The organism is Pseudoalteromonas sp. CO109Y, assembly GCF_004208935.1.
Lineage (GTDB): Bacteria > Pseudomonadota > Gammaproteobacteria > Enterobacterales > Alteromonadaceae > Pseudoalteromonas > Pseudoalteromonas shioyasakiensis.
Genome location: NZ_SGPD01000011.1, coordinates 72,173 through 97,225, shown reverse-complemented (window position 1 = coordinate 97,225; position 25,053 = coordinate 72,173). Strand labels below are relative to the sequence as shown.

Below are 25,053 nucleotides of genomic sequence, written 5' to 3'. Positions count from 1 at the left end.
AGAGTAAGCACAACGCTTACGCTAACAAGGAGAAAACAATGTTTAAATTAAATCTAAAACCCTGCCTGTGGTTAATATTATTTGTTTGTTCAAATTTTGTATTCGCCAACAACAACGACTTTAAACTCATGGTTGTTGACGATAACGCAAGCTCAAAAGCAATTATGCAAGGCAACTTTGCTAATTCTTTAGAGACAATGAACGAAGCTAATAACTATATCGTGCCGTTTAACCGCTGTGTTGCGGGTGTGAAACTAAAACAGTTTGATAAAGCTGAACAAGATTGCTCGCAAGCAATCGCGATGCTAAAAAAGGTCAATGCCCCCCACTATAAACGTAATGAACTGACATCTTATGCATTAAGTAATAGAGGCATTGCTCGACTTATGGCGAAAAATGATACAGCGGCCATTGCTGATTTTTATGAGGCTGTGCAGCTCAATAATAACGAGCTGGTGTCGTTTAACTTAAATCTTGCGAAACAGGAATTAAAATTGTGGTAATAAGTCATCAGGCTAAAAGAAAACCAGCCATGTCGGCTGGTTTTCTTACATCAGTTACCTTTTAAGATTTATCTCTTGGCACAAAATCAAGCACAGTAGCATTAATGCAGTACCTGTCTTTACCTCTTGGCCCTTCACCAGGGAACAAATGACCTAAATGAATACCCGAGCTTTTTGATTTAAGCTCAATACGCTGCATGCCATAACTGTTGTCTTCATGCATAGTTACACTGTCTTTCACAGGATGAGTAAAAGAAAGCCAGCCAGTGCCTGAGTTAAACCTATCACGGGTGTCAAAAAGCGGCGCTCCACTTAGCTTATCAATAAAAATACCGTCTGGTGTATTTTTAAAGATATCGTATTGCTTACAAAATGGGCTGTCAGTTCTGGCATGAAATGCCACTCTAAAAGCTTCACTGTCACCTAGTTTAAATGCCCCTAACGCTTTGTAAAACTCACCTTTACTAACATAGCCTTGGCGACCATAAACCTCTTCGCCATTTTCTATAAATAATAACGTGGGTGTTGCCCAAGTCGGCGTTTTAATCGTTAAGCCATCTAGTTGATCAGCATGTCGAAAGGTCATTGGTATCGAACCCATGTACTCATTAGCGACCTCTTTTTTAAACTTTTCACAGTATGGGCAATAACCTTTTGCATCTATCACTACAATTTGCTTACCTGCCAATAAGGCTGTGTTATCAACCTGCTGTTTTTCTACTGGTGTGAATACAACTCCCGTTGAATGATCAGGGCAATAGCCATTGGGGTTTTTCTTTAAATAATCTTGGTGATAATCCTCAGCGGCATAAAATGCATCAAGCGGTTTTATCACAGTTACAATCTTGCCGTAGCCTGCTGCTGTTAATTTGCTTTGGTATTCATCTTTAAGTTTATTCGCAACTTCTTGTTGCTCATTATTACTTACCAAAATTGTTGAGCGGTATTGAGTACCAACATCATTCCCTTGGCGATTTAGCTGAGTTGGATCATGATTTTCAAAATAATGCTTTAAAAGCGATTGAGTTGTTAACTCGTTACTGTTGTATGTCACTTTAACAACTTCTGCATAATTGTTTTTATCAAAGCGTCGTGAGCTACGTGTTATGTTCTTGTAGGTCGCTTTAAACCCATGCCCATCAGCATAGCCAGATACCGCATCCAATACACCATCAAGTGCTTCGTATCGTTTTTCTGCTCCCCAAAAGCAACCCGAACCAAGCACAATGGTTTCAATATGCCCTGTCGCGTTATCTGGCATTGTGTCAGCTTTAATTGGGCTGGTGGTAAAAATGGCACTGCAAGTGAATAGTGTCAGTAACATCGACTTAATTGTCATACTAATTTCCTCTTAAAAGCCTGTATTTAAGACAGACCGAGCATAGGTATTAATAATTTCAACTTAAACGCATGCAAACAGCGATTCACCGCTAACAATTTAACTCTTAACCTTATTTACGGTAAAACACAGCTTTTTAACATTGGGATATTAAAAAATGAAAATTGCACACAGCTTATCTGCTATTGCATTAGGATTAACACTTGCTACGCAAGTGAATGCCGCAGAGTTCACTTTTGCAAAATCAATCAAACCGAACGACAACACCCTAGTTTTATTTTTAGATACAGATAGCCAAGTTGCTAACTTTAATTATTTAAAGCCAGAAACCCAAACTCACCTAAATAAAGTCATTGAATTTAGTGACTTTAAAGCAGGCTATGGCAAAACGTTAGAAGTTATCGCACCAAACGGTAGTGACCATCAACGCATCTTACTTGTTGGCTTAGGAGAGCAGCCAAAACTAGATGCAGCAAAAATGGCAAAACTAGGTGGTAACGTTCACGCTAAATTGCAGTCGGCTAAACAAGCAAATGTTAGCCTTGATTTTTCAGAGCTAAAAGACAGCGCAATCAATGCTAAATATGCAGCAGAATTTGCACATGGCGCAAATTTACGTGACCACCGTTTTGAGCAATACAAAAAAGAACAAGACAGCCATGTTGTTAACTACACATTAGATGTTGAGAATTTAGACCAAGCGGTCAAAACCCATAAACTACTACAAAGCATTGAACAAGGTGTATTTTTAGCACGTGACTTAACGTCTGAAGTTGCAACAGAAATGACGCCGGTTGATTTTGCTAAAGCGGCAAAAGAGCTTAAAAAGTTAGGTGTTAAAATTACTGTTTTAGAGCCTAAGCAACTTAAAAAGCTGGGCATGGGTGCACTTGAGGCTGTTGGCCGTGGTAGCGAAGAAGGTGCACGTTTAGTGGTTGCACATTATCAAGGGAATAAAAACACCCCTATCGCATTAGTAGGTAAAGGTATTACCTTTGATTCTGGTGGTTACAGCCTTAAAACAGGTGCTTCAATCGCCCGCATGAAATCAGACATGGCTGGTGCTGCTGCAGTACTAGGTACTGTTAAAGCAATGGCACTGGCTAAAGCCGACACAAACGTAGTTGCTGTAATGGGCATGGCAGCTAATATGGTATCGCAATTTGCCGTAGCGCCAGGTGATGTTGTAAGAACCGCTGAAGGTTTAAGCGTTGAGATTGTAAATACAGATGCTGAAGGCCGTTTAGTATTAAGTGATGCAATGTGGTATGCCCGCGACAAGTACAAGCCAAGTATTATGGTTGATGTTGCGACCCTAACCGGCTCTAAAATTCGTGCTGTAGGTAATGACTATGCAGCTGTGTTATCTGACGACGATACCCTTGTAGAGCAACTAACTGTTGCTGGTAAGCAAGTAAACGAAAACCTATGGCGTTTACCTCTAGGTTATGAAGATGCGTTAAAGTCAGACATTGCTGATCTTAAAAACATCGGTTCACATGGCCCAGGTGCTACTACAGCAGCGAGTTTCTTACAAAACTTTGCCGGTGACACACGTTGGGTTCACATTGATATTGCTGGTAACGCTCTAAACTCTAAAGCAAAAGATGAATTAGCTGAAGGCGGTACAGGCTATGGCGTACGTTTACTATCTAATTGGTTATTAAATAACGCACAGTAATTAGGCATTGCACTTTATCAAGTGGTTATAAGCTACTATAGCCACTTGATTGTCTTGAGTTTTTCTAATTAACACTAAAGACACATTTACATCATCAACAAACAGCCTATATGCTAATAAGCATTAAGGGATAATAATAAGATTGATACGCAATGACGACGACCAATAGTACACCTAAAATTATGGCGCTCACTACGCATAGCATCTTTTTTGATGCCTATGAAATAGCAAGCGACACACTGACTACGCAAAAGAAAATATGGGCATTAGCACAATATTGCCAAAGCAGTGATGACTTTGTTGATGTAGTCCCTGCCAATAATAATTTAACGCTTTATCTAAAAGAGCCCGCTCAACTTGCTGGTTGGCTGCCACGATTACTAGAACAATGGCACGAACTTAAAGCCACTGACTTTAACTCACGTCATCATAAACTTGCGACTCGTTATGGTGGTGAATATGGGCCTGATATAGCGCATGTTGCTAAACATCATAATCTGTCTGTTGATGATGTTGCTCAAATGCACAGCAGTGCCAAATACCACGTGCTTTTTTTAGGCTTTAAGCCCGGTTTTGCTTATTTAGATGGTTTAAATCCACAACTTTACACACCTCGTCATGCTGAACCAAGGCTCTCTGTTCCAAAAGGTTCTGTTGCTATCGGCGGCGATCAAACCGGTATTTACCCTGAAAGCTCACCTGGTGGCTGGCAAATTATTGGTCATACAGATTTTCGTCTGTTTGATATCAATGCAGCCTCGCCTTGTGCTATTGAACCCGGTGATACTTTAGAGTTTGTAATTCAGGAGGTGTTAAAATGATCACTATCATCAAACCTGGCATGCAAATGTCTATACAAGATCAAGGCCGCACAGGCTCTCGCCATTTAGGCATTGGCCAATCCGGTTGCATTGACCCTTACGCTCAAGTTATTACAAACCGTTTAGTTGGCAACGACGATAACAACCCCGTTATTGAGATCACGTTAGGTCTGGCCGAGATTCAGTTCGATAACGATTACTACATTGCTCTGCACGGCACAGATATGAAAGCCACAGTAAATGGCAACCCTGTTGATCCTGGCTGGAGCTTTTACATAAAAAAAGGCGATGTATTAAAGTTTAATGCGGCGCGTCATGGTTTTAGAAGTTACCTTGCTATTGGCGGCGAGTGGCATTTACCTGAGCCCATTTTAGATTCTTATTCTACTGATATATTAGCGGGTTTTGGTGGCTTAACCGGTAAAGCACTGCAGGCTGGCGATAGTTTTGATATAACGCCAAGGTACAATACCAAAGTTGGCTTAGGCGCGATGCTACCACCTAAAAGTACACAAATTCGTATTCATGCTGCACCACATGCAGCACTGTTACCAAAAGAAACCATCGTTAACTTTATAAATCATTCTTGGCATGTATCGCCTAATAGTAACCGCATGGGCACAAGACTATTAAGTGATGAGTGTGATATCAGCCATGATGTTTCATTACCCTCTATGGCTGTTGCTCCTGGCTGTATTCAGCTTCCGCCAAATGGTGAACCCATAGTGCTATTAAACGATGCGCAAACAACGGGGGGTTATCCATTGCTCGGCACCGTGATCGAAGCGGATCTTCGTCATTTTGCACAATTTAAACCCGGCGACTTCCTTCACTTTAAGTTTGTTACACTCAACGAAGCCCACGAGGCACAAGAAAAGCTAACTGCGCACTTAAATCAACTTGCGATAGCGCTAAACTATATTAATAAATAGCGTTAATTTATTGGTGTTTAAAAAACGAGCAAAGAAAGTCTTTGCTCGCGTTGCCTTTATGGCTTGTCTATACATTTAAAAAGGTAAAAACCCTACGCATTCCTTTGCACCAAAGCTGTGCAGAAAATTTAGTAACAAAAGCCTTTATTCCAGACTCATTATCATCCAATTTGTACAAATCAAGCATTTAAACCGCTCACCCTTTAACCACTTACCCCATACTGGTGCAAAGAGGTTACCGCAGGTGCATATTTTATTCTCAATTAATTAAAAAACCTGTGTGACTTAGGTAATTATTTCTGTTAAAACAAACATTCGCAGTTATATAAATTCTGTTAACTGCGCACATATTTGGAATGAGGAGTCACTATGTGTTCAATTTTTGGGGTATTAGATATTAAATCTGATCCCGCTCAATTGCGTAGCCAAGCAATTGAGATGTCAAAACTATTAAGGCACCGCGGGCCAGATTGGTCTGGCGTGTATTCATCAGATAAAGCTATTTTAGTGCACGAACGTTTAGCGATTGTTGGCGTATCGAGTGGTGCACAGCCTTTGTACAACCCTGAGCGTACAAATATTCTTGCTGTTAACGGTGAAATTTATAACCACAAAGAGCTCGCTGCTAGCTTAGAAACTGATTTCACTTTTCAAACTCAGTCTGACTGTGAAGTTATTTTGGCTTTATATAAACAAAAAGGCCCTGAGTTTTTAGATGATTTAAATGGTATTTTCGCGTTTTGTTTATACGACGAAGAACAAGATGCCTACTTAATTGGTCGTGACCATATCGGGATTATTCCGCTTTATACGGGTCATGATGAGCATGGTAACTTTTATGTTGCCTCAGAATTAAAAGCACTTTCGCCAATTTGTAAACATATTGAAGAGTTCCCTCCGGGTCATTTCTTGTGGAGCAAAGATGGTCAACTTCGTAAGTATTACAGCCGTGATTGGCAAAACTATGATGCAGTAAAAGACAACGAAGCAAAAGCAAGCGATGTTAAAGAAGGCCTAGAAGCAGCTGTTAAACGTCAATTAATGTGTGATGTACCATATGGCGTTCTATTATCTGGCGGTTTAGACTCATCTGTTATCTCTGCTATTACACAGCGTTTTGCTGCAAAACGTATCGAAGATAATGACGAGTCTGATGCTTGGTGGCCAAAACTGCATTCATTTTCTGTGGGTCTTGAAGGCTCACCCGATTTAGCAGCTGCACAAAAAGTAGCTGATATGATTGGTACGGTTCACCACCCTATTCACTTTACTATTCAAGAAGGTATTGATGCCCTACGTGAAGTGATTTATCACATCGAAACGTACGATGTAACAACTATTCGTGCCTCAACGCCGATGTACTTAATGGCACGCCAGATTAAAGCCATGGGTATTAAAATGGTGTTATCAGGCGAAGGTGCTGATGAGCTATTTGGTGGTTACCTTTATTTCCACAAAGCACCAAATGCGCAAGAGTTCCATGAGGAGCTTAACCGTAAAGTGTCTAAACTACATATGTTCGATTGCTTGCGTGCTAATAAATCAATGGCAGCATGGGGCGTTGAAGCGCGCGTGCCATTCCTAGATAAAGAATTTGTAGACGTAGCAATGCGTATCAACCCAGAAGCGAAGATGTGTAAAGACGGTAAAATCGAAAAGCACATTATTCGTGAAGCGTTCGACGGCTACCTGCCAGACGACGTACTTTGGCGTCAAAAAGAGCAGTTCTCTGATGGCGTAGGCTATAACTGGATTGATACTTTAAAAGAGTATGTGAACGAACAAGTTAGCGATCAAGACCTTGCTAATGCTAAATACAAATACCCGATCAATACGCCTGATTCTAAAGAAGCGTATTTCTATCGTAGTATTTTCGAAGAGCACTTCCCTGGTGATGCCGCTGCGAAATGTGTTCCGCATGGCAAATCAGTTGCTTGTTCTACTCCTGAAGCACTCGCTTGGGATGCATCATTCCAAAACAATGCTGATCCTTCAGGTCGTGCTGCTGGCGTTCATAACGACGCTTACAAAAAGTAGTAACTTTGTGCTGCAAGCCCTGTGTTTGCAGCACTTTCCTCTCAATTGAAATAATTTGCTTTGAAATAATACTGTCATCAAATTATTCCATTCCCGACCCAGTTTGTTCACAATTCCAACAAAAAACGTAAAAAACTACATTTATTCGGCTGTTTAGGGACAAAACCATTTACATTTTTTTTCGAACTCCTACACTAAAGTCTAGACTTTGGTACAAATTTAGTTCGTCTACAAACTAATTTTAAGTTTTACACGTAAAAAGAGTATTAGTTGAACTTGTGCCATCCGGCCGTTTAGCTTTCTGCTAGATATAACTACAACAAGAGGTATTCATGAGCGAACATCATGATAAGTACAGTATCGACAATACCGACTACACCGTCGGTCAGGACAATGTACAAAAATGGGGTTTTGATGTGCATAACCCTGTATTTGGCATTAGTGCTGGTTTAATTGCCCTATTCTTAGTGGCAACACTTATTTCAGATGCTGAAACAGCGAAAACAACCCTGAATGGTATTAAGAACGACATTATTAATAACTTTGATGGCTTTTTTATGTGGTCAGCAAACTTATTCGTATTGTTTTGCTTAGCGTTAATTGTTTCACCATACGGAAATATCCGCCTTGGTGGTAAAGAAGCGCGTCCAACTCATTCGCGTATTTCTTGGCTTGCAATGTTATTTGCTGCAGGTATGGGTATAGGCTTAATGTTCTGGGGCGTAGCAGAACCTGTTGCCTATTTTACAGGTTGGTATGAAACACCACTTGGTGTTGAAGCAAACACGCCAGAAGCTGCCAAACTGGCAATGGGTGCAACTATGTTCCATTGGGGTTTACATCCTTGGGCAATTTACGCCGTTGTTTCGCTTTCACTCGCATTCTTTTGCTATAACAAAGGTTTGCCGTTATCTATTCGTTCAATTTTTTACCCTATTTTAGGTGACAAAGCGTGGGGCTGGCCAGGCCACCTTATTGATATTCTAGCTGTACTTGCCACTCTATTTGGCCTTGCAACGTCTCTTGGTTTAGGCGCGCAACAAGCAGCTGCAGGTATTAACCATGTATTTGGTACTGATAGCGGAATAGGCTTACAAATTGGCGTTATTGTAGGTGTGACGTTACTTGCTGTTATTTCTGTTGTCCGCGGTATCGACGGCGGTGTAAAACTACTTAGTAACGTAAACATGCTTATTGCTTTTGTATTACTTGTATTTGTTGCACTTGTTGGCTTTTCTGCAGCATTTGGTAACCTTCCTAATACAGTAATGGGTTATGTTGAAAACATTATTCCACTAAGTAACCCACATGGTCGTGAAGATGAAACATGGATGCATGGCTGGACTGTATTCTATTGGGCTTGGTGGATTTCATGGTCACCGTTTGTAGGTATGTTCATTGCGCGCGTATCTGAAGGCCGTACAATTCGTGAGTTTTTAATTGCTGTATTACTAGTTCCTACTGTTGTGACTATCTTCTGGATGTCAATTTATGGTGGTATCGCTATTGAACAAGTTATTGATAAAGTGGGTGTACTAGGTGAAAAAGGCTTAACTGATGTACCACTAGCTATGTTCCAAATGTTTGAAGCGCTGCCAATGTCACAAGTGCTTTCATTCATTGCAATTGTGCTAGTACTCGTGTTCTTTATTACGTCATCTGACTCAGGGTCATTAGTAATCGACTCAATCACTGCCGGTGGTAAAGTTGACGCGCCAGTGCCACAACGTATCTTTTGGGCAACAATCGAGGGCGCTATTGCAGCTGCACTTGTTTGGATTGGTGGCACACAAGCAATCGAGGCCTTACAAGCCGGCGCCGTATCTACGGGCTTACCGTTTACTTTTGTATTGCTATTAATGTGTGTAAGTTTAATCCTTGGCTTACGAACAGAACCAAGACACTAAACTTGCCTTTAATTAATAAAAACGCCGCATTAGCGGCGTTTTTTATTTATAAGCTTTGCTCAAATTCAAATACCCGACATAAAGTCGGTGCTAAGCACGCTATATGAGTAATTCGCTGAGCGGCGTATCTGGGCGGTAATGATAAGCTATTTGCGCTTGTAGAAGCTCTGCGGTGGCTGTAGCGTCATTAAGCGCATTGTGGTTTTGATATGCTGGTAACGAATAACGAATGCGAGAGTCTGCTAAGCGCACAGAATCAATCTTAGAATTAAACAATCGCCCGAGTAACCCCTGCTTTGCTTTAAGTGCACGCGTTTCCAGATCTAGCGTGTCTATAACGGCAAATTCAAGCCCTTCACCTAAGCGTGCTTGCAAAGCTTGATATAAAAAGTGCCGTTCAATAGGCGCAAAATGAACCACAATAATTTTGCCTTTTAATGCTGCTAACAAAGGCTCCATAATCGTTGAAAAATCAGGTGCATCGCTCACTTCTGAATGAGTTATACCATGAATAACAATCGACTCTTCAGCAAGCTTACGCCTTGGTTGAACAATCCAATGTTGGCTATCTTTACAAAAAATACGCTTGGTATTAAATGGGATTAAACCAACACTGACTATATCGTCATTTTGATAATTTAGACCGGTTGTCTCAAAGTCAAGCGCTACGAAAGGAACATCACTAATTGGTGTGCTTAAATCACAAATAGCTGATTCATAAAACGCTTTAATCAGTGGCTGTTTGCTCTGTGCTAATAACTGTTGATACCGAGTCGGCCAATCAAGTTTTGCGCCTTGTTTTGCCATTACTTCATCCCTGTGTTGGCAGAGTATCTGAATTTAAGGAAGCTCTGCGCTTTATCTAAAATGGCAAACGCTTCTTTAAGGTTTCGCTGCTCAAAAGGAGAAAGTAAATGAGGCTCTAAGTCGTTATCTGGCGCTTCATCAAGCTTTTCTATTTGCCACGCTTGGTGTCTTATTCTGATCATGGCAATGTACTCTAAGGCGTCTCGTAAATCTTGTGCTTTACCTTCAGGGAGTAGTTTAGCTTCGATAATATCTTCTAAACGCTCGAATGAATTTTGTTTACGACTGCCTATCGCTAATGCATGCACGCGTATTACATCAGATAAAGGTGCAGTACCGCGGCGTTTTAAGTTCATAGATCGCTTGTGTTGACCATTATGCTCTAAAACAAAGTCTTTAAAGAAACCTAAAGGCGGCGTTCTGTTACGCGCATTTGCTGCAAGGTTAGCTAAGAAACGTTTATTCTTACGCCCTTCTGTTGCGATAAAGCGTTTGAGCTCATCGGCCCATTTGTTTTTACCGTAAACACCGTCTAAATCAAAAAAGATCGAGCTATGTAATAAAGCCTGCGGCTTAGGTTCGGCCATCCAACCTGCAAATTGTTCTTTCCACTGCTCGCGTGTTAAACGCCACTTTTTAAATGACGCCATAATTTCACCTTCACAGTACTTATAGCCACATTCAGCTAAACCATCACAAACAAAATCAGCCAAATTCTGGAAGTACTCGTCATGTAATTCCTCGTTAAAACTATTATCGAGGATGATGGCGTTATCTTGGTCGGTCACAATTAATTGCTCATCACGAGCCATTGAACCTAAAGCGATAAAGCAATAAGGAACTGGCGGCGGGCCAAACTTTTCTTCAGCTAAATCAAGTAAACGTTGTTTGAAGGTTCGGCCTATAACAGCCATTGCAGTACCAATCATGTGAGAGTTAGCGTCTTCGTTAACCATGCGTACAAACACATTAGGCAGCTGCCTTGCATAGTGAGCTAAATCTTCAACCGATTGCTGAGCTAATATGCCGCGTACTAACAATAAGCTACTTTGCGATTCGTAGCGTAAAATATCCGATAAAGAAATAACGCCAATCGGCTTTTTCTTAACGACTACAGGCAGGTGGTGAATATTATCTCTGAGCATTGCAAGCACGGCTTCAAACACATAGGCATTGCTATCAAGCAATACTAAGTCTTTTTGCATTATTTGCGCGGCTGGCGCTTCGTAACTTAACCCTTCAGCAATAACACTGGTACGTAAGTCACGGTCGGTAATGATGCCAACTACTTGGCCGTCGTCATCATCAGGATCATCACTAATAGGTTTATCTGCATCAGTAACCAGTACAGACGATACCGACTCTTGCGTCATCAATTGCGCAACCATTTGCACAGAGGCATCTTTTGCCACAGTGACAACATCACGGTGAAGAAGCGACTTAACCTTAGCGGTTGTTAAATCATTGCTGTCTGCTTGTTCAACAATTGCTTGGTGAAGGCGCACATTTCCATCGGCTTCAAAGAAATCTGCGAACACTTCGTACTCATCACAAAACTCGTTAAACAACTTAACATTGATGCAATAAACTAAGGTATCTTCAAGCGCCTTTGCCGGAAACCGCACTTTACGGTTCATAAGAAGGCCCATTGAACCAAAGATCCCACCGATAGTTAAACGGTTATATAAATCACCATCACGGCGATACATTTCAACAGCACCACTGCGTATAACATATAAATCAGCGATATCTTCGCCATAATTTAATATTTCAGTGCCTGCGCGAAAATAAGCGATTTCGATTTGTGCAGCGAGTTTATTTACCGCCTCTTCAGGAAGATCATCAAAAGGGGCATGATCAGCAAGAAATTGGGCAATATCGACGTGTTCGGCTTGCATACGCGTACCTAGATTAAACCATTTGATTTAATTGTGAGGGTAATTGGCTATTTTTTCAAAGAAAAAATAGCCAATTAAGTAGGATTAAGCCTTTTCTAACTCTTCAGCCAGAAGTTTCGACTCATCACCTCTTGGTTTAGTAAAGCGAGCTAAACCAAGATAAATAACAGGCGTTAGATATAGGGTAAATAACACCGCCAGTGCTAAACCGCCAAATACTACCCAACCAATCGCGTTACGAGCCTCAGCCCCTGCACCGGTAGATAAAATAAGTGGTAATGCACCCAATAAGGTTGAAACTAGCGTCATCGCGATTGGGCGAAGACGAACCAATGCGGCCTCTTCTACCGCAACTCTAACCGAGCGGCCTTGGTCACGTAATTGGTCAGCAAACTCCACCAGCAAGATGGCGTTTTTAGCAATTAGACCAATCAGCATCACTAAACCAATTTGCGAGTAAATGTTTAATGATGTACCTGTTAAATACAGCGCTAAAATTGCTGATGTAATACCAAACGGTACAGTGATCATAACAACGATTGCACTATTCACACTTTCAAATTGTGCAGCCAATACCAGAAGAACAATTAAAAAGGCCAGAACATAGGTCACTAATACTTCATTGGCAGTTTCTTCAAAGGTTAATGCCTCACCTTTAAACGCCAAGCTGATGCCAGCAGGCAGAGATTGTTCTGAAATATCACGGATTTTTGTAACCAGCTCAGCAATAGTTACGCCCTCTGGCATTTCCATACTCAGTTCAATAGCACGGCGCTGCGCGTGGCGCTCAAGCTCAGCGGCAACACCTTCTTCTGTAATGGTTGCCACACTACTCAGTGGCACTAACTGACCATTGCGGCCACCAACATACAAGTTAGCTAAATCGCTCGGGTTTGTGATGGTTTGGTTTTGTGCTTGCAGCATAATCGGAATTGATTGGTCACCAATGTTTAAATCGGCAATATCATCACCATTGATTGCAGCGCGAAGTGTTACAGAGATATCACTGAGCGATACACCGAGCTCTTCAGCACGACGTCTATCAATATTAACGCGTAATTGTGGCTGTGACGGCTGATATGAAATACGAACAGGTGCTACTTCTGGCACTGCTTTTTCTATTTCAGCAGAGAAGTCTTGCGCGGCTTTAAAAATCTCGAGGTAGTCTTGGCCCAATAAGGCAAGCTCAATACCACCGCCTTGGCCACGCAAGTTCAAACTATTTGAACCACCTGGGTAACCAGCCGCACCAGGAATATTACCTAAAGGTTCACGTATTTTATTAATAATTTCTTGCTGACTAAAATGACGTTCGTCCCAATGTTTTAGCGGCACAGTAATAAATACAATGTTTGGATCCCATTGCCCAACCACAGTGTAAATAGACTCAATATCACCACTTTCAACATACGGCAGTAAGATGTCTTCCATTTGCACCGCTTGCCTGTCCATAAAGTTCAGGCCTACACCATCAGGACCACGGGCAAAAATACGAATTTTACCGCGATCTTCTGTTGGTAATAACTCGTTATCTAAATTGAAATACAGTGCCCCAGAGCCTGCAGCAACCAACAAACATGCAAAGAAGGTAATCCATGCATGCTCAAGTACACCATGTATTGTGCGCTTATAAACAGCGGCTAACACATGACCAACTTTTGCAAATGGATGAAAACCGCCCTGCTTTAATTTCAGTTTTGATGTCAGCGCAGGGACCAAAGACAGCGCTACAAAGCTTGATATGATCACAGCGCCAGCCAATACACCACCAAACTCTCTAAATAGTCGCCCAGCTGTTGATGGTAAAAACGCAATAGGCACAAACACCGCAGCTAATACGGCGGTTGTTGCCACAACAGCAAAGAATACTTCACGTGTACCAACCACTGCAGCTGCACGACGACCAAGACCTAAGCCCCGTTGACGTTGGATGTTTTCACTTACCACAATGGCATCATCTACAATTAGGCCAGTAGCTAACACGAGTGCAAGTAATGTAAGAATATTAATTGAGAAACCAAGCGCCCAAATAAGTGCTAAAGAGCCAATTAATGCCACAGGTATCGCAAATGCAGGAACCAGCGTTGCGCGCCATGAGCCAATAAACACCCACAGTGTGATCACCACTAGTAGCACGGTTAGTAACAGTGAGTTAATAACTTCATCAACTGAGCTTCTGATAAACTGAGCATCGTCAGAGGTTAAAGTAAATTCCATTTCAGGAAAACGTACTCGCATGCGCTCGATTAAAGTTAGCACTTCATCCGAAATTTCAATGGTATTAGATTGCGCCTGACGAATAATTTCCATGCCAATCACAGGTGTACCATTGAGCCTCACGAACGAACGCGGATCAGCTGGGCCAAAGTAAACAGCCGCAACATCGCCAATACGGGTATCGTCACGAACGATGATATCGGCTACTTGTTCTGCAGAGATTGACGTTGCATCAGCACGAACGATCACCTGTTGATCGCTTGATTTTAAACTACCCGCAGGCACATCAAAGGGAGCCTGACGAAGTACGTCGGCAATATCTGGTACGGTAAGGTTAAAGCTGCTTAGCTTAAGTGGGTCAATGCGCACTCTAAGAACCCGTTCGCGGTCGCCATTTAAACGAACATCGGCAACACCAGGAATGGTTAAAAACTGCGGGGCTAAGTCAACATCAACACGCTCTGTCAACGCCTCAAGGGATAAGCTATCACTTGATACCGTTAACGATACTACCGCTTCGGCATCGTTATCGGCTTTAATAATTGATACCCGTTCAACTTCTTCGGGTAATTCTCGCTGCACACGGGCCACCGATTCTCGTGTTTCGTTTGCAGCATCATCTAAATTAACACCAGGGCGAAACTCAACCACAATACGAGCATTGTTTTCTTCACTTTGCGCACGAATCGACTTTACACCACTTACCCTCGCAACTGCCCCTTCGAGCTTGCTAGTTACTTCGGTATCTACAGTCTCCGGTGAACCACCAGGGAAAGACGCTGATACTGTAATACGCGGTCTATCAACATCAGGAAGCTCACGTACTTCAACCCCTGCTATTGCAGCGATACCTGCAATAATAATGAGTAAGTTAAGTACCACAATTAAAACAGGGCGACGTATTGCCATTGATGGTAAGTCTTCCATCATAGGTTGCTGTTTCATCATTACTCCTTGGCTAGCTGCACTTCATTGATGAAATTAAGCTCTTGATTAGGTCTTAGGCGCTGAACTCCTTCTGTCACCAATAAGTCACCTTCGTTTAAGCCACCAGAGACTAGTAAACGCCCTGCTAAACGCTGCTCAATTTTTACATCAACACGAGTTGCTTTTTTATCGACACTCTTCCATACGTAAGGACCTGCTGCCCCCCACATCATCGCAGCTTCAGGTACTACGGCAAGCTCTTCACCTAGAATATTTATGTGTACACGAAAGCTCATACCCGGCATAAATTGCTGGGCATTATTATCAAGTTTGGCTTTTGTTCTAAGAGTGCGGGTTTGCGCATTGATACGCGAATCAAGCTCTGCCACCTGAGCAATGTAAGCTTTATCGCCTAACCAAGGCACCACTTCGACCGAAGATTTTTGTTTAAGCACTGAGATAGCGGCCTCTGGGGCATTAAAATTGATATAAAGCTCAGAAATATCATCGATAGTCGCAATGGCTGTTTGGGTTGTGATCCTGTCGCCTACTTCGACGTCAGTTAAACCCATAACACCACTAAAAGGAGCACGAACTTCGCGGTCTTCACGCTCTGTTTTCGCTTGCATTAACTGGACTTTTGCAAGCTCATAAAGTGTTTTCGCATCATCTAAATCACTTTGCGGCACCGCACCACGAGCGTGGCTTTCTTCAAGCCTTTTCATGGTGCGCTCAGCATCTTTTAAAGTAATTTCGGCTTCGATCAACGCTGCTTTTTGTCTACGTGAATCAAGCTCTAATAGTAAGTCACCTTTGGCAACGTTATCGCCTGGTTTAAAGTAAACAGCGGTGACTCTGTCCCCAACGGCTGGGTAAAGAGTGACTGAGTGAATCGCTTCAGCATTACCCACTGCTTTTATCTGATGTTTAGACTTTTCAACAGACACTGATTCTACAACTACATTAGCCGCCTCTGCGACGGAAACACAACTAATACAGGCAATTAAAGTCCATGTATGTAATTTGCCAATTGTCAAAATTTCACCTAAATAAGAATCGTTTTAATTGTTACGAAGTGTAACAGCTTTGTGATCAATAAAAAGCTGACTTCGTTTAATAAACAATTAGCCAAGCTGAATTAAACGCATACATCGCCTGTGTTTTCTAATTAGAAACGACAATGTGATGAATCGACCTCTTTTAAGTGTGCTTCGCTTGCTATGGTTACCTCTACACAATCAGATTGATCAGTTATTTGTTCCTTTTGAATTAGTGTAAAACTACCTTCTTGCTCTGATCTTAATGAATACTCAAAAGCTTCATTACTACCTTCTGATATAGCAGTTACTAGGCCGCCAACAAGTGCCCCTGCAACTGCCCCTGCAATCATCTCTTCGTGGTTGCCATCTAACTGATCAACAAAACCAATTGTAGAGCCTGCTGCTATACCCGTTTTAACGTTGGATGATAACTTAACCGGCTGAACCGATGTCACTTTTGCATAAAAGCGTTTAATCATCACATTTTGGTCGGCTCTATCTACCCCTTGTGTCGCGCAGCCACCTAAAAATAGTAAACCTAGCAGTAATTTATTCATTCTATTCTCATCCCATCAGTATAAAAGCTTAAGTTAGATACTATTCCTAACATCAGTTAGAGACTGTTTAAGATGTGTAAAAAACTGTATGTAGCAAAAACGGACAGACATAAAAAAACCCCAGACTATGCTGGGGTTTCTATCAATTTATAAAGCTAACAATTACTGTTGGCGCTGCGCTTCTTTTTGCGCTTTTTTAGCTTCTTTACGCTTACGAAGAACTTCTTGCGCTTCGTTACCGATGTGACCTTCACCACGCGCTTGTGCTAACTCGATTTGCTTTTGACGCTCAGCAAAACGTGCGCGTTGCTCTTCTGTTAGGCTGTCATGACAGTGATGACACGATACACCTTCCATGTATTCAGGCTTTTGCTTTTCTTCTTCAGTGATAGGCATACGACATGCGTGACATTGGTCGTAAGAACCTTTTTGTAAGTCATGATTTACCGCAACACGGTTATCAAATACAAAACACTCACCTTCCCACATGGTTTCTTCTTTTGGTACTTCTTCTAAGTACTTAAGAATACCGCCTTCAAGGTGGAATACTTCGTCAAAGCCTTGCTCTTTCATGTACGCAGTTGATTTTTCACAGCGAATACCACCGGTACAGAACATAGCAACTTTTTTGTGCTTTTCTGGGTCTAGGTTTTCTTTCGCCCATGCAGGGAATTCACGGAATGTTTTAGTTTTTGGATCAACCGCATTTTGGAAAGTACCGATCTCGATTTCGTAATCGTTACGCGTATCGATAAGAATCACTTCAGGGTCTGAAATTAATGCATTCCATTCAGCTGGTTTTACATAAGTACCCACTACTTCACGTGGGTCGATACCTTCAACACCCATAGTTACGATTTCTTTTTTCAGTTTTACCTTAGTACGGTAGAACGGGCATTCGTCATCGTATGACTCTTTAGTCACAATATTGTCTAGGTTTGGTTGTGAATCTAACCATGCAAGTAGGTTATCGATACCTTCACGTTTAGCAGAAACAGTACCGTTGATACCTTCAGCCGCAAGTAACAAAGTACCGCGTACTTCATTGTCTTCCATTACTTTAAGTAGTGGTTGGCGGATCGCTTCAAAATCAGGAAGGGCTACAAATTTGTAAAGTGCGCAAACAACAAAGTGCTCGCTAGTTACATTGTCTTTATGAACAGCAGTCATGGTTTTACCTTTTGCTTTAAATGCCCATGTGGGCGTTAACCGAATCGCAAATCCGGCGCATTGAGGGCGCGTATTTTACGCGAATTAGTGATAATTGCAAAAACTGATGCGAAATAGCTGTGTTTTTACTGTCTCCAAGTGAGGCAAGTGCGTTATAATGAACAGGATTTACAAATTTTGCTCATCGGAGATTACGCATTGCATTTTACTGAACTTGGGATTGATACACGCCTCGAAAAACAACTTGCGCATCAAGGCATCACCCAGCCCACTGACATTCAAGCTCACGCGGTACCAACAGCTATCGCAGGCCATGATATTTTTGCACAGTCAAAAACAGGATCGGGCAAAACGCTGGCGTTTTTATTACCTGCTGTACAGCGTGTAATGAAACAAAAAGCACTCAGTAAACGCGACCCTCGCGTTTTAATCGTTGCGCCTACCCGTGAATTAGCAACCCAAGTGTACAGCCAATTAAGGCTATTAATCGCCGGTACAAACATTAGTGCTGTAAAAGTACTGGGTGGTGAAAACTTTAATGACCAAATTAAAGCACTGCGTAAAGACCCTCATTTTGTAGTGGGCACACCGGGTCGTTTAGCTGACCATTTGAGTCAACGCTCATTACAGCTTTCAGGCTTAGAGCTGTTAATTTTTGATGAAGCTGACCGTATCTTAGATTTAGGCTTTACCGATCAAGTTAAAATGATCAACGAGCTTGCTGATCACCGTTTACGCCAAACGTTATTGTTTTCTGCAACTCTTGACCATGCACAAGTTGATGCCCTGTCACGTAACCTTTTACGTTCGCCAAAACAAATTCTGTTAAGTGCTTCTAACGAGCAACATAGTGACATTACCCAGCAGCTTTATTTAGCTGATCATTTAGATCACAAAGAAGCCCTACTTGAGCACTTTGTAAAACAAGACAATGTCGGACAATGCATTATTTTCACCGCAACACGTGCCGACACTCAGCGTTTAAGCCAATTGTTAAACGATAAAGGATTAAAAGCGCAAGCGCTTGCGGGTGACTTAACACAGGCCAAACGCCTTGAAATCATGGATGCCTTCAGCCGTGAAAACTTTAAAATCTTAATCACCACCGATGTTGCATCACGTGGTCTTGATTTATTAAGCGTGACCCACGTAATTAACTTTGACCTACCAAAACATGCTGAAGAGTATGTGCACCGTATTGGTCGTACTGGTCGCGCAGGCTTTAAAGGTACGGCTATTTCGTTAGTAGGCCCTAAAGATTGGCCTAGCTACAAAGCAATTAAAGCATTTTTAAATGATGAATTAAGCTTTTTCACCGTTGACGGCCTTGTTGGTAAATTTAAAGGTCTGCGTGAGAAAAAACCAAACACAGTTTGGAAAAAAGCAGAGAAAAAAGTGGCTGCAAAACCTGCAAAACCAAAACGCAAAGCAGCCCCTAAAAAACCAAAAGCCCCTATTCAAGCACCAATTGATGTAGATGGTTTTGCTCCAATGCGCCGTAAGAAAAAGCCAGAACAGGAATAACAATGAGTATTTTAGGAACCACACAAACCCTTTTCGTTAACGAAATGTCTAACGAAGGTGCTTATTTAGATGGCCGTGATTTAGGCGAAGTATTCTTACCAAGCAAAGAAATTGATTACGATCTAGAAGCTGGCGACAGCGTGCAAGTATTCATTTACTTAGATCACGCAGGTCACCCAACCGGCACTACTAAAAAACCTTTAGCTGAAGTGGGCGAATATGCCCTACTACGTGTTAAAGCAATTAATAGCACTGGTGCGTTTTTAGATTGGGGTCTCGAAAAAGACGTACTTGCGCCATACAACGAACAAAAGCCAAAAATGAAAGACGGCTTTTCTTACCTTGTACGCTTATACCTAGATAACGCCAGCCAACGTATTTGTGCATCGAGCAACTTTAATAAGTTTTTATCGAAAGAAGAACCAACTTACTCTGTAATGGAAGAAGTTGACTTAATCGTTGCCGGTAAAACAGACTTAGGCTACAAAGTACTCGTAAACGAAGCCCACATTGGCGTTGTTTATTACAACACGGTATTTAAAAAACTATTTGTTGGCCAGCGTTTAAAAGGCTTTATTCAAAAAGTACGTGAAGACGGTAAAATCGATGTATTACTTGAAAAGCCAGGTATGGGTAAAGTAAACGACTTAGGCGAAAAAATCTTAGCTAAATTAAAAGCCGAAGGCGGCGTACTTCACCTAGGTGATAAGTCAGACCCTGAAGCAATTAAAAAGACTTTCTCAACCAGTAAAGCAAACTACAAAAAAGCCATTGGCGGTTTGTTTAAGCAAGGTTTAATCGAGATTGAAGCAACGTCGATTAGATTGAAATAAGTTGCTAGTTGCTAGTTGCTAGTTGCTAGTTGCTAGTTGCTAGTTGCTAGTTGCTAGTTGCTAGTTGCTAGTTGCTAGTTAGCAAGATATTGGAAGTGTTTGAAAGAGTAAAGCGAAAGCTTTACTCTTTTTTAGTTTCAATAACTATATAATTCACATTTTGAGTTAATTAAATTTATCAAAAAAACCTAAATTAATCTGAACATACGAGATTTTATACTCGATGTTAAATGCATTCTAGTGATGTTGTTGGCCATATAGGCTGATCGTTATCGCTATACAATACACCAAAATTAATGTTTGTGAGTTTATTAAAATGAAATTGAAGTTCTAGCCATTCTTTTTCAAACGTTACAGATATAAACGAGCCATAATCATCAACAGAAGGTTCAGAGCCTAGTTCAGTCTTAATAATTGATATAACTTCGGCCATTGGCTTACCTATAAGTTGATAACCAAACAAAGCTGCACTTTTATTGTAAACTTCGATCCAGCCAAGACGATTATCATTGTCAATTTCAAAAGTCAGCTCTATTAAAAGCTGGTTAAACTGCAATCGCTTATTTTCTGAATCGGTGATAAATATTTTATCAGGTACACCTAACGCAGAAACAGCTTGCGTCTCTGTAAGACCAAATTGAATTGTGTCGATTCCATGCCCTAGTATGATTTCCATTAATTCAATCCTTTTAAGCGAAAACAGGTTTTTATATGCAATTAGATATTCGGCTCAACATATCTAAGCCTTGGTTTTGGTTCAAAATAAACCAAGAAGTTATTATCGTCGTTCGCTAAATAGACTCTTAAAACCAACTCACCGCCCCACGCTTGAAAGGCAATTCTTGTAATTTCTTCTTTATAAATATGAAATACTAACTCCGTTCCGTAAAATAACTTTACACTCACTGAGTTATTCATAAATGGTGAATGAGTAAATATTAATTTTTCGTTGTTCTCATAGGTCTTAATGAATGAGAATAGCCCTTCATCATGATCATATTCGCAAGAATAACCAAATCCTTTTTCAAAAAACTCTACTTCATCAGGAAACTCGTATGTCAATTTTACACCTTGCTACAACTGTAAATAATGTACAGTAAAGAGTTTTTGATTACGGGTAATTCTCTAGCTTTCATTAGCAAACAACCTAGCGTCTTCAAGTTGCCCTTCTGTACAAACCCACCGCCAATGAATGTCTTCAATCTTATTGCCTAGTATTGATAACTCTTTTTTTAAGCGGCTTCTATCTCTGGTAAGCCAAAACCAACCACTTAAATTATATCTCACAAAAATAGTTACTTTCGTTTCTTTAAAACTCTCATGATTTAACGAGTCGTTATATAAATCAACTATGTCTTTCTGAATATTTTTGTCCATAAGGAAGTCATTTGCTTCATCAATTTTATTCTCAAACAAATCTAAATACTTCCAATATTCGATGTAAGCTTTAACTAAAATAAGCTTAAGATCACTACCTGTCGGGGCATTCCTAGAAGCTTTTCTTGCAAACTCAAGCATTTCTTCGTTATCACCGCCCCACTTTTCAGATAAAGCAATGATCATGTGCATGTGTGCAGCCCAGTTATAAGAATCTCTAGCTATTGCTTCCTCATAATATTTAAATTTAAGTTCATCGCTATCTGAGTACCATGTAGCTACCATAATCAAGTATGCCCATGGTGTAGGATCCTCTGGTGTTTTATCTGCACATTCTAATAATACTTGCCTAGTTTTATCCAATCGCCTGAAAAAATCTTTCCATTGAGCTTCTGATATTTCAGCTCCACGACCATAGCCCCTTGCAGACCAAGACCATTGTAGTAAACGAGCACCATAACAAAGTAGAGCATCCCCGGAGTCTGGATGCGAATTTGTCCACTTATCTAAAGCTTGAGGAAACATTATTCGAGACATACTTACAGAATAAAAATAACGCTCCTCATGGCTATCTAATGTTTCAAATAACTCTTTAAGGTCACTGTATTGGTCAGGTTTATCTAAAACGTTGTAAGCTTTTATACATCCGTAAGCACATTGTCTACGTTTATTATTCTTATGTTTTCTATGGAAATACATCAACATAGATAAAATTGATAAAGCACACAAAATCAAAAAAATCATTCAAAATCCAAATTTAATAAATAAAGTTTAATGTAGTTTGTAAGTATTCAATGCCTACCAACAAACGCTAAAATCCAATCATGTTCTTCATCAGTTGATGCTTCTTTATTAACGAACTCTTATATTTCAGCTTTCATTGTTTATAATTCGGTAATACTCTCTTCTTGGGTTGATAAGTAGCTACTTAAAGAAGCAAAAAAGAATCGTTATGCATACTTTATCCAAGCATGTTGATATGTGTTAAGTGTCGATTATTACGAAACCTTCAGCCCAATAATCTTTACCAAGTGGGTAACACGATATATAGAAACCACTTTCGTCACAAGCAGCGGGGTTAATATTTGGAAAATCTCTAAACCCAGGTTGCTCTTTTAGCCTTCCAACAGCAGCAATGGCCTCTTGCTCAGAAGCATAAATCCCGATTGTCTTTACACATTCATTGTTTTCAGAAATTATGTGCAAATGCTCTAGTAGGTATACTTTATCCATAGAAACCTAACATTTAAATGGTGCGTTCATCGCGCATACTTTGCAAAGTTAACGCCAATTATCTGGTTTCTATATTTTTAACAAATTCCCTAAGTTATTACTACCACGAAGTTTTTTAAGACATCAAAGTCAAATTAAAATGAGTAATCTGATCGCAACGTTCACTTTCATTGATATATATGAAAAGAGCAGTTTAACAGTTGTTTCAACATGATATTTAGCCAATCTTTATAAACACTTTTTGATCGCTAGAGTTCTAGGGAATTCACCAGATTAAGTATTGTGAGGTTGCCCCAAAAACAAAAAGAGCATTGTATATAGCGCAATAAATCACGCTTACAATGCTCTTTAAAGACTACTTTAAAATAACGAGGTTATTTTAGTGAGTCATTAATTTCTTTTAGTGTTGCAACTGGGTCTGCCGATTGGGTGATTGGGCGGCCTACAACTAAATAGTCGCTACCATCTTCAACGGCTTGTTTTGGTGTCATGATACGTTTTTGGTCGCCTGCATCGCTGCCTGCAGGGCGAATACCCGGAGTAACCAGTTTAAAGTCTGCGCCAAGTTCTGCTTTTAGCTTTTTCGCTTCTTGTGCTGAGCACACTACCCCGTCAAGGCCTGACTCTTTGGCAAGTTTTGCTAGATAAATGACTTGCTCTTCTGGCGTTTTATCTACACCTAAACGAGTAAGCTCAGCGGCATCCATACTAGTTAGTACAGTTACTGCAATCAGTAATGGAGCATCATCACCAAACTGCTCTAAAGCTTGTTTTGCTTTAGTCATCATTTCAACGCCACCTGAGGCATGCACGTTAACCATCCATACACCCATTTTTGCAGCTGCGGTTACAGCTTTAGCTACTGTGTTTGGAATATCGTGAAATTTTAGGTCTAAGAATACATCAAAACCTAAGTCGATTAGTTCCTTAACAAAGCTAGGACCGAAATACGTGAACATTTCTTTGCCTACTTTAAGGCGACACGTATCAGGCGATAATTGCTTTACAAACGCAAGAGCTGTTTGTTGATCATCATAATCAAGGGCAATTAATACTTTTTTTGAATCTTCGACAGACATAACTTTCCTAAAAACTAATGGACTAATATGAATTAAAAACCGTCTATGCCACGGCTTGGAACAATTGTTTCCCAGTGCTTACAAGATGGACATACCCAATAAATGGTATGACTGGTAAAGCCACAGTGTTGGCACTGAAAATCAGGTTTGGTTGCGATATAAGACGTTACTAGCTTATCAATTTGATCGAGTACATCTTTAATATCGTTGTTTTGTTTAGCTAGTAGCTGTAATAAGAAGCTAAAGCCACGAATAGTCGGATGACGCTTTAAACTATCCGTTAAAAATTTGATTGCTTGCTCGATATGGCCTTGCTCAAGTAAAGCTTGGCAGTGTTTTATTTTTATTAATACGCCACCTTTATCGAGCAGTTCATTGAGCAATTCGTAAAACTGATGCGTTAAGTTTAGCTTTTGATAACTGAGCGCTAATTCTTCAATAAACACCGGCGCAAAAAACGTGAATTGGCTAATAAGCTCGCGCCAGTAGTAAATTGCTTTTACATAATCTTCTTTGGTGAAAGCACTATGGCCAAGCTCATACAACGGGCGAATGGCTTTATGGTTTAAGCTAATGGCTTTACGCATAATTTGCGTATCATTGTCTTGTAAGGCTGCTTCACAATAAAAATTGGCAATCGCTTTTACATGCTGAGGTTTAGTGAATAACTCACTGTGGGCCTCGTACATGTTAATGCCCTTTTCCCATTCACGGGTTTGTGAATAAAGATTAATAATTGGCTCTAAGGCTTCTTTATAGCCTGCCTTAACAAGCCATACTAAATGCTCTTCTGCACCATCTAACAAGCCTGCCATAATGTAATCTTCAGCAAGTTCTAAGCGGCTGGTTGCAGCTTGTTGCTCATCAAGACTTGGATGTTTTAATAGCAGTTCATGAATTTTAATGGCGCGGTCAAGTTCGCCTCGGCGGCGGAACATAGTTGCAAGCGTTGAATAGTGTTCAACAGAATCAGCGGCAACTTCGAGTAGATTAATAAGGTGCTCTAAGCCTTGGTCTTCTTCTCTGTCTAGGAGAAATTTAAGGCCTTTAGAATATTCAGAGGTAATTTGGCGATTAAGCTGATGAGCTTGGTTTTTAGCGCTGTTTTTACCCATTATCCAACCGTAACCGGCTGCAACGGGTAAAAGTAAAAACAGAAGCTCAATCATGA

Annotated in this window: 21 protein-coding genes; 8 read left to right on the top strand and 13 right to left on the bottom strand. The window is 40.7% G+C overall.

Annotated features, from left to right (window positions below):
* Nucleotides 1-38 precede the first annotated feature (38 nt).
* Complete coding sequence (locus EXT43_RS03220) at nt 39-503, top strand: hypothetical protein (RefSeq protein ID WP_130166326.1); 465 nt, start codon at nt 39-41, stop codon at nt 501-503.
* A 61-nt stretch (nt 504-564) separates the two neighbouring features.
* Here EXT43_RS03220 and msrA read toward each other — a convergent pair whose 3' ends face one another.
* The gene (msrA, locus tag EXT43_RS03215) at nt 565-1,842 is read right to left on the bottom strand and encodes a peptide-methionine (S)-S-oxide reductase MsrA (protein WP_130166325.1); all 1,278 of its coding nucleotides are present in this window, start codon (nt 1,840-1,842) and stop codon (nt 565-567) included.
* 157 nt (nt 1,843-1,999) lie between these two features.
* On the opposite strand from msrA, the gene EXT43_RS03210 reads away from it, so the two are divergent.
* The 5 genes from EXT43_RS03210 to EXT43_RS03190 all read left to right on the top strand — a co-directional run bounded on the left by EXT43_RS03210 (nt 2,000) and on the right by EXT43_RS03190 (nt 9,220).
* Nucleotides 2,000-3,523 carry a leucyl aminopeptidase gene (locus EXT43_RS03210; RefSeq protein ID WP_130166324.1) on the top strand — a complete coding sequence of 508 codons (1,524 nt, stop codon included), beginning with the start codon at nt 2,000-2,002 and terminating at the stop codon, nt 3,521-3,523.
* 152 nt (nt 3,524-3,675) lie between these two features.
* On the top strand, nt 3,676-4,344 hold the full coding sequence (gene pxpB / locus EXT43_RS03205) for a 5-oxoprolinase subunit PxpB (protein ID WP_062564440.1): 669 nt from the start codon (nt 3,676-3,678) through the stop codon (nt 4,342-4,344).
* On the top strand, nt 4,341-5,276 hold the full coding sequence (locus EXT43_RS03200; RefSeq protein ID WP_062564441.1) for a biotin-dependent carboxyltransferase family protein: 936 nt from the start codon (nt 4,341-4,343) through the stop codon (nt 5,274-5,276). Before pxpB ends, EXT43_RS03200 begins: the two co-directional genes overlap by 4 nt.
* A 369-nt stretch (nt 5,277-5,645) precedes the next feature.
* Nucleotides 5,646-7,313 carry an asparagine synthase B gene (gene asnB, locus EXT43_RS03195; RefSeq protein WP_062564442.1) on the top strand — a complete coding sequence of 556 codons (1,668 nt, stop codon included), beginning with the start codon at nt 5,646-5,648 and terminating at the stop codon, nt 7,311-7,313.
* A 332-nt stretch (nt 7,314-7,645) separates the two neighbouring features.
* A complete protein-coding gene (locus EXT43_RS03190) occupies nt 7,646-9,220 on the top strand; it encodes a BCCT family transporter (protein WP_130166323.1) in 1,575 nt (524 codons plus the stop codon).
* A gap of 99 nt (nt 9,221-9,319) precedes the next feature.
* Here the strand turns inward: EXT43_RS03190 and EXT43_RS03185 are convergent, their stop codons facing one another.
* The 6 genes from EXT43_RS03185 to EXT43_RS03160 all read right to left on the bottom strand — a co-directional run bounded on the left by EXT43_RS03185 (nt 9,320) and on the right by EXT43_RS03160 (nt 17,836).
* Entirely contained in the window at nt 9,320-10,027 is a 708-nt protein-coding gene (locus EXT43_RS03185) for a 3'-5' exonuclease (protein ID WP_062564444.1), read from the bottom strand.
* Nucleotides 10,027-11,925, bottom strand: coding sequence for a DUF294 nucleotidyltransferase-like domain-containing protein (locus EXT43_RS03180; protein ID WP_062564445.1), 1,899 nt, complete (start codon nt 11,923-11,925; stop codon nt 10,027-10,029). The genes EXT43_RS03185 and EXT43_RS03180 overlap by 1 nt, the downstream gene beginning before the upstream one ends.
* 84 nt (nt 11,926-12,009) lie before the next feature.
* Nucleotides 12,010-15,087: an efflux RND transporter permease subunit gene (locus EXT43_RS03175; RefSeq protein ID WP_130166322.1), complete on the bottom strand. Its 3,078-nt coding sequence runs from the start codon at nt 15,085-15,087 to the stop codon at nt 12,010-12,012.
* 2 nt (nt 15,088-15,089) lie between these two features.
* Nucleotides 15,090-16,100, bottom strand: a complete 1,011-nt coding sequence (locus EXT43_RS03170; protein ID WP_240701467.1) for an efflux RND transporter periplasmic adaptor subunit — start codon at nt 16,098-16,100, stop codon at nt 15,090-15,092.
* A 137-nt stretch (nt 16,101-16,237) separates the two neighbouring features.
* Nucleotides 16,238-16,666 (bottom strand): hypothetical protein, encoded by a 429-nt coding sequence (locus tag EXT43_RS03165; RefSeq protein ID WP_062564447.1) that lies wholly within the window; start codon nt 16,664-16,666, stop codon nt 16,238-16,240.
* A gap of 162 nt (nt 16,667-16,828) precedes the next feature.
* Nucleotides 16,829-17,836 (bottom strand): rhodanese-related sulfurtransferase, encoded by a 1,008-nt coding sequence (locus EXT43_RS03160; RefSeq protein ID WP_062564448.1) that lies wholly within the window; start codon nt 17,834-17,836, stop codon nt 16,829-16,831.
* A 198-nt stretch (nt 17,837-18,034) separates the two neighbouring features.
* On the opposite strand from EXT43_RS03160, the gene EXT43_RS03155 reads away from it, so the two are divergent.
* Together EXT43_RS03155 and EXT43_RS03150 are read left to right on the top strand one after the other, a co-directional pair.
* Nucleotides 18,035-19,360 (top strand): DEAD/DEAH box helicase, encoded by a 1,326-nt coding sequence (locus EXT43_RS03155; RefSeq protein WP_062564584.1) that lies wholly within the window; start codon nt 18,035-18,037, stop codon nt 19,358-19,360.
* Between the two features lie 2 nt (nt 19,361-19,362).
* Complete coding sequence (locus EXT43_RS03150) at nt 19,363-20,193, top strand: S1-like domain-containing RNA-binding protein (RefSeq protein ID WP_062564449.1); 831 nt, start codon at nt 19,363-19,365, stop codon at nt 20,191-20,193.
* Between the two features lie 226 nt (nt 20,194-20,419).
* Here the strand turns inward: EXT43_RS03150 and EXT43_RS03145 are convergent, their stop codons facing one another.
* The 6 genes from EXT43_RS03145 to lapB form a co-directional block, all read right to left on the bottom strand.
* Nucleotides 20,420-20,869 (bottom strand): hypothetical protein, encoded by a 450-nt coding sequence (locus EXT43_RS03145; RefSeq protein ID WP_062564450.1) that lies wholly within the window; start codon nt 20,867-20,869, stop codon nt 20,420-20,422.
* Between the two features lie 41 nt (nt 20,870-20,910).
* Nucleotides 20,911-21,255, bottom strand: a complete 345-nt coding sequence (locus EXT43_RS03140; RefSeq protein ID WP_062564451.1) for a hypothetical protein — start codon at nt 21,253-21,255, stop codon at nt 20,911-20,913.
* Nucleotides 21,256-21,318: 63 nt separating this feature from the next.
* The gene (locus EXT43_RS03135) at nt 21,319-22,314 is read right to left on the bottom strand and encodes a hypothetical protein (RefSeq protein ID WP_130166320.1); all 996 of its coding nucleotides are present in this window, start codon (nt 22,312-22,314) and stop codon (nt 21,319-21,321) included.
* Nucleotides 22,315-22,554: 240 nt separating this feature from the next.
* A complete protein-coding gene (locus EXT43_RS03130; protein WP_062564453.1) occupies nt 22,555-22,803 on the bottom strand; it encodes a hypothetical protein in 249 nt (82 codons plus the stop codon).
* A 374-nt stretch (nt 22,804-23,177) separates the two neighbouring features.
* Nucleotides 23,178-23,882, bottom strand: coding sequence for an orotidine-5'-phosphate decarboxylase (gene pyrF / locus EXT43_RS03125; RefSeq protein ID WP_062564454.1), 705 nt, complete (start codon nt 23,880-23,882; stop codon nt 23,178-23,180).
* 32 nt (nt 23,883-23,914) lie between these two features.
* Nucleotides 23,915-25,051: a lipopolysaccharide assembly protein LapB gene (gene lapB / locus EXT43_RS03120; protein ID WP_058585078.1), complete on the bottom strand. Its 1,137-nt coding sequence runs from the start codon at nt 25,049-25,051 to the stop codon at nt 23,915-23,917.
* Between the last annotated feature and the right edge of the window lie 2 nt (nt 25,052-25,053).